Genomic DNA, 11630 nt, shown 5'->3' on the forward strand with positions numbered 1-11630 from the left:
GGGCCAGCACCCTCCACAACCTCGAAGCGCTCCCCCGCCGTGCTTGAACTTGTCTTAGCTTCCACCCGCGTGCGCAACTGCGCGGCGCACTCGGCGACCACGCGCGCATCCGGGCCAATGACCGAAATGGTCTTCAACATCTTTGTTAGCTCCCCCACTTGGCTTAAGACATTCCGCAGGCCATCTGCAAGAATGGTCTGGATGAATAATTCCGATAACACGCCAGGCAGCCTTCCCCCAGGCCGCCCACTACAGACAGAGTTTAACGACGGTCGCGACTATCCGCGACTGGGGAACTTTAGCTTCCGGCGCGGCACCCTGACCGACAACCAGGAGGCCCTGTGGAACGAACACTGGTCTGAGCTGGGCAAAGTCCTCTCCGACGAGGTTATTGACCTGCCCGAATGGTTCGGCCGCGATGCCGAGACAATTGTGGAAATTGGCTCCGGAACGGGCACCTCGACCGCCGCGATGGCGCCGCTCGAAGCCGAAAAGAATATCGTCGCCGTCGAGCTCTACCGCCCCGGGCTGGCCAAGCTTCTGGGCTCCGTGGTGCGCGGAGACATTCACAATGTGCGCATGATCCGCGGCGACGGCGTGGAAGTTCTGCAGCGTATGTTCGCGCCAGAGTCGCTATCCGGCGTGCGCATCTACTTCCCGGACCCGTGGCCCAAGGCCCGCCACCACAAGCGGCGCATCGTGCAATCCGGCACGCTGCACCTGATCGCCTCCCGCCTCAAGCCGGGCGGCATTCTGCACATCGCCACCGACCACGCGGACTACGCAGAGTGGATCGACGAACTGGTAGAGGTCGAGGAGCAGCTGGAATACCTGGGCTGGCCCGAGGACCAGTCGGACATTCCGCAGCTGACGGATCGCCAGGTGATCACCAAGTTTGAGGGCAAGGGCCTGGACAAGGAACACATCATCCGCGAGTACCTGTGGCGGAAGAAATAGCTAACACACCCCGGAAAATTTGCTGTTCGCCCTGGTCGGCTTCGTAGACTAGAGGGAATTCTGGCGTTATAGAAAGGACCACTCACGTTGTTTAGCTCTTGGGGCGATGCCGCCTACCGGTTCCGCCGGCTGATCCCTTTGGTGATCATCGCGGCGATCCTGGTGCTGTATGTCGTCGCCGGGCTGAAACTGGCCGACCGGATGAGCCAGGAGGGGTGGGACGACCCGAACTCGCAGTCCACGAAGGCTGCGCAGATCGAGCAAGAGGTTTTTGGTCGTGACGCCAACGGGGATGTCATCCTGATGGTCACCGGCGATAAGCCGGGGTCTGCAACCTCGGACGAGGTCAAGCAGTCCATCACCCAGCAGATCGAGCAGCTGCGCAAGGATCACCCCGACGAGATCGGGGGCGTGACCAGCTACTTCAACCGCGGCCCGGCGGCCATGGCCAACCCGGACGGCACCGCGGCCTTCGCCTCCATCGGGCTGCAGGGCATCGAAGACGATGTGCTGATTAACTTCCGCAAGATCGAGGACGACCTGCGGGCTATCAGCGCCCCGGGCGTGGATGTGAAGATCGCCGGCGCCACGGCGGTTTCGGACTCGCTGGACGAGGGCATGGCCGGCGACATTCACCGTGCCGAGATCTACGCACTGCCCGCCGTGGGCCTGCTGCTGCTGATCGTTTTCGGCGGACTGATCGCCGCGTTTATGCCGCTGCTGGTGGGCGGCCTGTCGATCTTGGGCTCCATGGGTGTACTGGCGATCCTGGCTAGCTTCACGCAGATCAACGTGTTCGCGCAGTCCGTGGTCACGCTGCTGGGCCTGGGCCTGGCCATCGACTACGGCCTGTTCATGGTCTCCCGCTTCCGCGAGGAGATGGCGGAGGGCCATGACACTCGCACCGCTGTGCGCAACACCACCGCCACCGCGGGCAAGACTGTGGTTTTCTCCGCTGCGATGGTGGCCGTGGCGCTGTCCGGGTTGTTCATCTTCCCGCAGGCCTTCCTGAAGTCCGTGGCCTTCGGCGCGATCTCCGCTGTGGGTCTGGCCGCGCTGCTGTCCGTAGCTGTGCTGCCGAGTATCTTCGCGATGCTGGGGCCGAACATCGACAAGTGGTCGTTTAAGAAGAAGCGGACCCGTCGCCGCTCCGAGCAGGTCGAAGGCATTTGGGGCCGCATCCCGGCCTTTGCCATGCGCCACTCGAAGCTATTTACGGTCGTGATCGTCGGCGGCATGCTGCTGATGGCGGTGCCGATTGCGGGCATCAAGCTGGGTGGCATGAACGAGACCTACCTGCCGCCGTCGAACCAGACGCGCGTGAACCAGGAGGAGTTCACCGAGAAGTTCCCGCAGTTCCGCACCGACCCGATCAAGCTGGTCATCGAGGGCGATTCCAAGACCGTGGCTGCGGTCTACAAGGAGGCCAACGCGGTTCCGGGGCTGACGGCTCCGTTCCAGGTCTCGCGCCCCACGAAGGACGACGTGACGGTGCTGTCCACCGGCATTGCAGACCGCGATGATAACGACCGCATCGTCAATGCTCTGGAGGACATCAACGTCGACGGCGCCAACGTGTACGTCGCCGGCACCCCGGCCCTGGAGGTCGAGTCCATCGACGCGCTGTTCGAGAAACTGCCGTGGATGTTGCTGTATATCGTGCTGGTCAGCTTCGTGCTAATGGCCATGATCTTCGGCTCGCTGATCATTCCAGCCAAGGCCGTGATCATGAACATCCTGGGCACCGGCGCAACCCTCGGCCTGCTGACGTTGATCTTCGTCGACGGCCACGGCGCGGACATGTTCAACTTCACCGCCGGGCCGCTGACTTCCCCGGTGCTGGTGCTGATCATCGCCATCGTCTTCGGCCTCTCGACCGACTATGAGGTGTTCCTGGTCTCCCGCATGGTGGAGGCCCGCGCCCGTGGCGCGTCGACGGATCAGGCGATCCGCTTCGGCACGGCCACCACCGGCAGCATCATCACCGCCGCCGCGCTGATCATGATCGTGGTCTGCGGTGCCTTCGGGTTCTCCTCGATCGTGATGATGAAGTACATCGCCTTCGGCATGGTCATCGCTCTACTCCTCGACGCCACAATCATCCGCATGCTCCTCGTTCCGTCCGTCATGCACCTGCTGGGCACCGACAACTGGTGGGCGCCAAAGTGGGTCAAGCGCCTATCGGAGAAGGTTGGGCACAACGAGCAGCTGGAATCCTCGCCGCACGAACCAGCGCCTGCTGCCCGTTCGTCGCGGGTGACGGTTGCGGAACTTTCTGGTGTGGACGCCATCGCCCCCGTGCCCGCCCAGCACCCCGGTGAGGCTCCCGCACGTCAGCGGAACCTGCCTTTCGCGGAGCTGATGCGGCGTGTCGAAGAAAGCCGCGAGAATGCCGACGGCCGAGCCAACAGCGAGGCCGATACCCAGGCCGACGGCGGGGGCGAGCGCTAATGCGTGAATTGTGGCGGCGCACAGAAGTCAGGACTCTGCTCTGCCTGGCGCTGATTGCCATCATCGCCTTCCTCGCCCGGGAGCACCTGCACTTCATCGGCGACGGCTGGCGCGAGCTGGCCCACGCCGACAAGCGCTGGATCGGTCTGGCCATCCTGGCTCTCGCTGCCTCTATGGTCGCGCAGGCCGAGGTGATGGTGGTGCTGCTGCGCAGCGCCGGGGTGAAGGTGAAGCGCATCAGCGCCAATTCGCTAGGGCTGGCAGCTAACGCCTGGTCCTCGACTTTCCCCGGCGGGCCCGCACTGTCGGCAGCCATGATCTTCCGCGAGCAGCTCAAGTGGGGAGCCACTCCCGTCATTGCCAGCTGGTACATGCTGCTCTCCGGCGCGCTGGCTGGCGGCGGCATGGCGATCCTGGCCATCGGCGCAGTCTTCTTTCTGGGGCTGACAGTGAAGCCCTTGACGTTGGCCATGTCCCTGGTCGCCCTCGTCGCGCTGGCGATTCTCACCAACTGGGTGGCAAAGAACCGGGACAAGGTGGAGCGTTGGCTAGTCAACCGACTGCGGACTTTCAACGCCCGCCGCGGCAAGCCCGTCGACCGCTTCACCGACAGCGTCCGCGGGTTCTCCCGCCAGCTGTCGGCCGTGGAACTGCCGCTGACCAAGCTCGCCGCCGCAATCGCCGCCAGCCTGGGCAACTGGGTTTTCGAGATCCTCTGCCTGCTGGCCTGCATCTACGCCATCGGCGCCACCCCACCCATCGCGGGCGTGGTGCTGGCCTTCCTCACCGCCAAGCTGGTGGGGCAGGCGCAAGTCACCCCTGGCGGGCTGGGACCGGTGGACGTCGCACTGACCAGTGCCCTGGTCGGGTTCGGCACCCTGACCTCCGTCCAGGCATTCGGAGCCGTCATCGTCTTCCGCATGCTCAGCTTCGTCGGCCTCGCGTTGGTTGGCTGGATCGTCTTCTTCGCTACCAAGATGGTCAACCCCAAAGGCAATGCTGACGATGCGGCGGCGGAGACGGGGCGTCAAGAAGAAAAGCAGGAAGAACCCGTCGGCAGGGCACGCTAAGGCTAAACTAGGCCAACTAGGCACAGTAAGATTAGGGTCATGAGCAACCTCGATAGCACCTCCACTGGAGACACCCCCGGCACCACCCAGCGATCGCCGGGGGTTGCGCTGTTTTTCGACGTGATCGCCGTCCTGCTGTTTGCGCTGCTGGCGCGCATTGCGCACAACACTCCGGAGATGCCGCTGAGCTTCGGCGGCTGGCTGGATACCTCCTGGCCTTTCCTCATCGGTGTGGCGATCGCCTGGGCTCTGCTGTGGATCGGCGTGGTTCGACCGGGTGGCGCCAAGGGGACGGGCTTCAGCGGTTTCGAGTTCTCCACCGGTGCGTTGGTCTGGATCGTCAACGTGATCGCCGGGCTGGGGATCTGGGGCGTGCGCCACGGGGAGGTTCCCCATTGGTCTTTCATGATCGTAGCCACCGTGATGAGCGGCCTGTTGCTGTTCGGTTGGCGCGGCGCTTTCCGCCTGGGACGGCTGCGCAGGCTGTCGCGCATGAAGCGCATGGGCCGAATGTTCGGCAAGTGAAGCACATTTCAGCTTAATTAACCTGACGTACATCTTCGCGCTACGTCAGGTTCGTTCGCGTTGCTTAAGGTCTTGTAAGCCATCTGCAGTTAGCTACTGACGAAGACTGACAAACACTGACGAACACTGAGGAGAGATCCCCATGGGCCTTAAGGGTCGCAACCTGCTGAAGAAGATGGACTTCACGTCCAGCCGTTCCCACCGCACCTGCGTGTACAAGTGCGGCGACGCTTGCTCCAAGCCGGTGAACAACAAGTCCGACAACAACTACTTCATGGACCTGATCCAGGGCACCTTCTCGCGCCGCACCGCACTGCGCGCCGGTGGTGCCGCCATGGTCACCGTTGGCGGCGCTTCCTTCCTGGCAGCTTGCAGCGACGACAACGGTGAGGGCAACAACGCCAAGGGCAGCAACGGCGAGAACAATGGCGGTTCCGGCAACAGCGCAGACGCTCCGGACGGCCTGAAGTTCGAAATGGTCGAGCCGAACACCAAGGACGAGGTTGTTGTTCCGGCCGGCTACAAGTCCGAGGTTGTTATCCGCTGGGGCGACCCGGTCGAGGAAGGCGCCGAGGAGTTCGACGTAGACAACCAGACCGCGGAGCAGGCCGCTAAGCAGTACGGCTTCAACTGCGACTTCGCGGCACTGCTGCCGATCGAGGGCGAGGACAACCGCTTCCTGCTGGTCTCTAACCACGAGTACACCACCCCGCAGCAGATGATCCCGGACTACGACCTGGAGAACCCCTCCAAGGAGCACGTGGACATCGAGCTGGCCAACCACGGCATGTCCATCGTCGAGGTTGAGGGCAACGACAAGGACGGCAAGCTCAAGCCTGTCATGGGCAAGTACAACCGTCGCCTGACCGGCAACACCGAGTTCGAGCTGCGTGGCCCGATTGTTGGCCACAAGCTGGTGAAGACCTCTGACGACAAGGAAGGCAAGATCGTCAAGGGAACCTTCAACAACTGCTCCGGTGGCGTGACCCCGTGGGGCACCATCCTCTCCGGCGAGGAGAACGTTGACCAGTACTTCGCTGGTGGCGAGAACGTTAAGGACGAGAAGGTCCGCGAGCGCCTGAGCCGCTACGGCATCGAGGATGCCAAGACCGCTCGTCAGTGGGAGAAGCACTACGACCGCTTCGACGTGACCAAGGAGCCGAACGAGCCGAACCGCTTCAACTACGTGGTTGAGGTAAACCCGTGGGATCCGAAGTCCACCCCAGTGAAGCACACTGCTCTGGGCCGCTTCAAGCACGAGGGCTCCAACATCCACGTCACCAACGACGGCACCGTGGTTGCGTACTCCGGCGACGACTCCCGCTTCGAGTACATCTACAAGTTCGTCTCCTCCCGCAAGATCCGCAGCGGCAACACCGACAAGGATCGCGAAGAGAACATGAAGATCCTGGACGAGGGCACCCTATACGTTGCCACCTTCGAGGGCAACAACAAGGACTTCGACCCGGAGAACCCGCCAAAGGGCGAGGAGTGCGACGGCACCGGCAAGTGGATCAAGCTGGTTACCGTCAAGGAGGACGGCTCCGCCGAGTCGCACGTCGACGGCATGTCCGCTGAAGAGGTCATCATCTACACCCGTGAGGCTGGCGACAAGGTCGGCGCTACCAAGATGGACCGCCCGGAGGATGTCGAGCCGCACCCGACCACCGGCAAGATCTACGCTGCGATGACCAACAACAAGTACCGCGGCGTGCAGGAAGAGGGCAAGGACTACGAAGAGGTCAAGGAGTACGCCCCGATCAAGGAGAACAAGAACGGCATGGTTCTCGAGATCGAGGACGACTTCACCGGCGAGGAACTCAAGTGGAACCTGCTGCTTGTCTGTGGTGACCCGGACGAGGCCGAGACCTACTTCGGCGGCTTCGACAAGTCCAAGGTCTCCCCGATCTCCTGCCCGGACAACGTCACCTTCGACTCCTTCGGCAACCTGTGGGTCTCCACCGACGGCAACGCCCTGGAATCCAACGACGGCCTGTTCGCCGTCGCCCTGGAGGGCGAGACCCGCGGTCTGACCAAGCAGTTCCTGACTGTCCCGGCTGGCGCCGAGACCTGTGGCCCGCTGGTCTTCGACAAGCGCGTGATCGTCAACGTTCAGCACCCGGGTGAGGACGAAGAGGCCACCGTCAAGACCTCTACCTCCCACTGGCCGGATGGCGGCGATTCCATCGCCCGCCCGGCCACCGTGGTTGCCTGGAAGGACGACTTCGGCACCATCGGCGCTTAAGCTCGGCGTTTAAGCTCGGGCGCTAGCCGAAGCGCAGCCTGCCGTCGCGCCGGACCGCCTGGTCCACAACGAACGCGCGGAACGCCTCGGCGGCGGGCGCCGACCGAGCCCGTGCGCTCCAGACCATTCCCAGCTCCCTCTCGCGGTCTTCCTCGAGGGGGAGCATTTCTATGCCCGCGACCACCAGATTCGGGTCCCCCATCGGCAGCAGGGCCACGCCCAGTCCGGCGCTTACCAGTCCCGCCATCGTGGTCAGCTCCATCGACTCAAATACCAGGCGTGGCCGGAAGCCCGCCGCGGCCGCCAGATCGTCCAACAGCATACGGGTTCCGTACCCCGGCAGCATGGCCACGAAGGGCTCGTCCGCGGCCTCTGCGATGCTAATGCTTGTGCGCCCCGCCCAGCGGTGGTTCGTCGGCACCGCCATTGCCAGCCTCTGGGTGGCCAGCTGCTGCCATCGCACTTCGCCAGCCTCCACCAGCGCATGGGGCTTCGGCCCCACCATCGCCACATCGGATTCCCCCGCAATTACACGGTCCGTCAGTGGCCGTGCGGCGCCTTGCACCAGCTCGAACTTCACCTGCGGGTGCGCGTTTCTGAACTCCCGCAGCAGCTGCGGCACCATCCACGTTCCCAGCGAGTGCATGAAGTCCACGCGCACGGTTCCCCGCTCCGGATCCATCAGCCGGTGTACCTCGTCGACTCCCCGCTGCCACGCTTCGTCGGCCTCGCGGGCATACCTGGCCAGCGCGGCTCCGCATTCGTTGAGGGCGAGGTGCCTGCCGTTGCGGTCGAACAGCTCCGCACCGAGCTCTCTTTCCAGCGCCGATAGCCTCCGCGAAAGCGCCGACTGACTGATCCCCAGGCGCAGCGACGTATCCACCATGTTCTGGGTTTCAGCCAGGTCCAGGAGCCACGTTAGGTCTTTCACGCTCTGTACCTTCCTTCTTGCCCTTCTTATCGACGCCCACACTTCAGCATATGCGCTAGCCGGGACAACTAAAGCTATTTATTGCATTTAGTGAATTGATACTGGTTGCGTCACACTAGACACATCGATTGTGAACATGCGCCGCTAGAGAACCGCCCAGACTCGCAGGAAGGACCTTCATCGGTGACGGACACCCTCGCAGACACTGCAGACACTGCGAACACCACAGACGTTCGCCCCCTCACCCCGGAAGATAAGGGCTACAAGATGGCACTTATCGCCTCCTTGTGTTCAGGCCTGGCCTCATACAACGCTCTGTACGCCACCCAGGCTGTCCTCCCGGCACTGTCGGAAGACTTCGGCATTTCGCCCTCACTGGCCGCACTGACCGTCTCCGCCACCACGGGCGGCCTGGCTTTCATGGTCATTCCGCTCAGCGTGGTTTCCGAGCGCTTCGGCCGCCGCCGCGTGATCCAGGCATCTGTCTTGGCAGCCACCCTCCTTTCCATCGCCTTGGTCGCCCTACCCTCGATCCAGTCGATCATCGCGCTGCGCCTGCTGCAGGGCTTCGCGGTGGCGGGCGTCCCAGCTGTAACCATGGCTTTCCTCTCCGAGGAGATCGACCGCAGCTACCTTCCCCGCATCATGGGGTTCTATATTGCGGGCAACTCGCTGGGCGGCCTGATCGGCAGGCTGATCCCGGGCATCACGCTGGAATTTACGGACTGGCGCATAGCCACCCTGCTCAGCGCTCTCTTCGCGTTCTCGATGGCCCTTGTGACCACCTGGGTGCTGCCACAGCAGCGCTTCTTCACCCCGAAGAAGATCACCTTGTCACACGAGGTGCATGCTTTCGCCAACCACCTGCGCGACCCGATCTTGCTGAAGCTCTTCCTGTTGCCTTTCCTCCTGATGGGCAGCTTCGTTTCCATGTACAACTACATGACCTTCCGGCTGATTAATACCTTCGGCCTGCCGGAATCCCTGGCCGCGCTGGTTTTCGTCATCTACCTGTCGGGCACGTGGACCTCCACGCGCACCGGCAAGCTGGTGAACCGCTATGGTCAGGCGAAGGTCGTGGTCGCCTGCATCGCCATGGCTCTTGCGGGCCTCTTGCTGGCCTTCATCCCGACCGTCGCCACCACGCTGGTGGCAGTGCTGATCTTCACCGCTACTTTCTTCCCCGCCCACTCGATCGCCAGCGCGTGGGTCGGCGAGGTCGCCGAGCAGGATCGCGCCGAAGCTTCCAGCTTGTACATCTTGAGCTACTACCTCGGCTCTTCTCTCATCGGTTGGGTCTCCGGTTACTTCTTCGCCCACGGTTGGGGCTTGTTTATCGGGTGGTTGATGCTGTTGACTCTCATTGCCCTCGTCACCGCCTTCGCCGCTATGCAACGCGATAAGGCTCTTTCTTAATGACGCCCCTAACTTCAACCCCTGCCCCCTCAGCAGGCTCTTAACACTTGAGCGATTAGGGAGTACACCTCCAGGGTTTGCGAGAAAAATTATTAGAACTATCAGATTTTTTAGATGAAAAACCTCCTCTCCGCTCAAAAGTGTGTTTAAGATCACTCGCATGGGACATACTCGCAAACTACGTTTCGCATCAATCCTCGGCGTGGGATTGCTGGCCACCGCAGGCATGGGCGTCGCAGTCGCCCAAGGCGGCGTGTCGGCTCACCTGGCACTCTCCGGCACGATCTTCAACATGCATGTCGCCGAGCTGGACGGTAAGGGCTTCGACCTCTTCACCGACGTCGACAAAATGCACAATGGCGACCAGGCGATCTCCCGCCTGCGCATCAAGGATGCCAAGGTGACCGACGTCTGTATGACGGCACCGATCAAGATTCCGGGCGTTGGGGATAAGAAGTTCCAAATGACCGTTCCCGGACAGAACTTCTCCGCGGAGAACATGCTGATCGGCGCCCGCAAGCTAACGGGCGACCTGACTCTGGTCAAACCGCAGATCGGCATTAATGCGGGCAAGGTCGACAAGGACGCCCCGGATGGCGCCTGGGGAATCGTTGCCGATTCCCTGACTGCGAAGGGCCAGGGCATCGAGGCGAGCTCTCTGTCGGCGGACAAGATGACCGCGGGCGGCAGCAAGATCGCGATTGTGGATAACGACAATGCCGAGTGCTAACTCCGGCACGGATCCCAACACGAACCCAGAGCTAGATCCGAACTACGACCCCGACCTGGATGACGACCTGCAGTCAGACCTAGAGGCCGATGCCAACCAAGGCACAGAGATACAAGGCACCGCATATCAAGAGGTCGAGGAGCAGGACGTTCCCGCGATCAAGAACACCCGCGGCTTCGGCAACTGGCGCCGCCAGCGCCCATTTGCAGCAGGGCTTTTCATGCTGCTGTCGGGCATCATCATGATCGTCCCGGCATACCTGTCCTTCGAGGTATCAAACATCGTCATCCAGGTATCCACGATCTCCGGCGTATCCACGCTGCTGATTGGCGCCTTGTTGATCACATCGGCGCTGATGACGTGGTTCAAGCCCGACACACGCCTGCTCACGGGCGTGGCCTCCCTGATCCTTGGCATCGTGGCTCTGCCCATGTCGAATATCGGCGGCTTCGTTCTGGGCACCCTGTGCGCCGTGATCGGCGGAGCCCTGGCGCTGTCGTGGACGGATGAAGAAAGGGCGCCTAAGGGCGTCAAGAAGAAGGGCAAGAAAAGGAAGGTAGATGAGCAAGCAGCGTAAACGCGGCAGCTTCAGCGCCGCGAAGGCAGTCGTCGCAGCTGCGTCGATGTGCGGGCTGGTGGCGGCGCTGGCTGTCGAGACCACGCCGAGCGCCGAGGCGCAGCTGCAGCTTCCGCCTCCGCCGCCGCTGCCGGATTTGTCGCCGCCGCCGCTGCCGGATTTGCCACCACCGCCGCCAGCGCCCGAGGTGCCAGAGAACCTGCGGATGGACCTCACCCCGCCGGGGCCAATCGAGGGCGAAAAGCCGATCCAGCAGGGCACGTACATCATCAAGGCGGATAACACGCGCCTGCTTGGGCACGTGAAAATGTCGCTGATTCAACAGTCCACTCCGCAAGGCCCGAAGCCGGCGCTGCGCATCGATGCCGACAAGGCCGTTCTGACGAACCTGTCCGTGCAGTTCCCCACCCCGGGAGCAGGCCCGGAAGGTGGCATCTGGCAGCGGACCGGACCAGGGCAGACCACCACGCTAACCGGTAACTTCCACATCGTGGTGAGCTCACTGGAGGTCACGCCGCGCGTGGCCGGGCTGCCGCTGATCCCGCTGCCTATCGACGCGAACATGGCGCCGAAGGAGCTGCAGGAAGCCGCTAAGAAGATCGGTCTTGGCACGCCGGACGCGCTCTCCGATCACTTGGAGATGACGAACGGCACGATGCACACCTATTTCGTGAAGGCCGACACTCTGAAGCTGCCTGCAGGAACCAATATCGGCCTCTAGGCAGTCG

The 11630-nt window shown here is 62.7% G+C and carries 10 protein-coding genes; 9 read left to right on the forward strand and 1 reads right to left on the reverse strand.

The annotated features are described in order from the left end of the window. Positions 1-192 precede the first annotated feature (192 nt). The 5 genes from trmB to HMPREF3166_RS06955 all read left to right on the forward strand — a co-directional run bounded on the left by trmB (position 193) and on the right by HMPREF3166_RS06955 (position 7248). Complete coding sequence (gene trmB / locus HMPREF3166_RS06935) at positions 193-957, forward strand: tRNA (guanosine(46)-N7)-methyltransferase TrmB (RefSeq protein ID WP_034968536.1); 765 nt, start codon at positions 193-195, stop codon at positions 955-957. 87 nt (positions 958-1044) lie between these two features. Next, the gene (locus HMPREF3166_RS06940; RefSeq protein ID WP_070488392.1) at positions 1045-3408 is read left to right on the forward strand and encodes an MMPL family transporter; all 2364 of its coding nucleotides are present in this window, start codon (positions 1045-1047) and stop codon (positions 3406-3408) included. Next, complete coding sequence (locus tag HMPREF3166_RS06945; protein ID WP_070488394.1) at positions 3408-4478, forward strand: lysylphosphatidylglycerol synthase transmembrane domain-containing protein; 1071 nt, start codon at positions 3408-3410, stop codon at positions 4476-4478. Before HMPREF3166_RS06940 ends, HMPREF3166_RS06945 begins: the two co-directional genes overlap by 1 nt. 39 nt (positions 4479-4517) lie before the next feature. Further along, positions 4518-5003 (forward strand): DUF3054 domain-containing protein, encoded by a 486-nt coding sequence (locus tag HMPREF3166_RS06950; protein ID WP_070488396.1) that lies wholly within the window; start codon positions 4518-4520, stop codon positions 5001-5003. Between the two features lie 142 nt (positions 5004-5145). Then, positions 5146-7248 carry a PhoX family protein gene (locus tag HMPREF3166_RS06955; protein ID WP_035010203.1) on the forward strand — a complete coding sequence of 701 codons (2103 nt, stop codon included), beginning with the start codon at positions 5146-5148 and terminating at the stop codon, positions 7246-7248. A 22-nt stretch (positions 7249-7270) separates the two neighbouring features. Here HMPREF3166_RS06955 and HMPREF3166_RS06960 read toward each other — a convergent pair whose 3' ends face one another. Then, entirely contained in the window at positions 7271-8179 is a 909-nt protein-coding gene (locus HMPREF3166_RS06960) for a LysR family transcriptional regulator (RefSeq protein ID WP_034968510.1), read from the reverse strand. A 183-nt stretch (positions 8180-8362) separates the two neighbouring features. Here HMPREF3166_RS06960 and HMPREF3166_RS06965 point away from each other — a divergent pair, with 183 nt between their 5' ends. The 4 genes from HMPREF3166_RS06965 (at position 8363) to HMPREF3166_RS06980 (ending at position 11623) form a co-directional block, all read left to right on the forward strand. After that, positions 8363-9595, forward strand: a complete 1233-nt coding sequence (locus HMPREF3166_RS06965; protein ID WP_070488398.1) for an MFS transporter — start codon at positions 8363-8365, stop codon at positions 9593-9595. A 160-nt stretch (positions 9596-9755) separates the two neighbouring features. Then, positions 9756-10325 (forward strand): DUF6230 family protein, encoded by a 570-nt coding sequence (locus tag HMPREF3166_RS06970; protein ID WP_070488458.1) that lies wholly within the window; start codon positions 9756-9758, stop codon positions 10323-10325. Continuing rightward, positions 10312-10902, forward strand: coding sequence for a DUF6114 domain-containing protein (locus tag HMPREF3166_RS06975; RefSeq protein WP_070488400.1), 591 nt, complete (start codon positions 10312-10314; stop codon positions 10900-10902). The genes HMPREF3166_RS06970 and HMPREF3166_RS06975 overlap by 14 nt, the downstream gene beginning before the upstream one ends. Then, on the forward strand, positions 10886-11623 hold the full coding sequence (locus HMPREF3166_RS06980) for a hypothetical protein (protein WP_070488402.1): 738 nt from the start codon (positions 10886-10888) through the stop codon (positions 11621-11623). Before HMPREF3166_RS06975 ends, HMPREF3166_RS06980 begins: the two co-directional genes overlap by 17 nt. Positions 11624-11630: the final 7 nt, after the last annotated feature.

Origin of the sequence: Corynebacterium sp. HMSC08A12 (assembly GCF_001807485.1) — a bacterium.
GTDB classification, from domain to species: domain Bacteria; phylum Actinomycetota; class Actinomycetes; order Mycobacteriales; family Mycobacteriaceae; genus Corynebacterium; species Corynebacterium evansiae.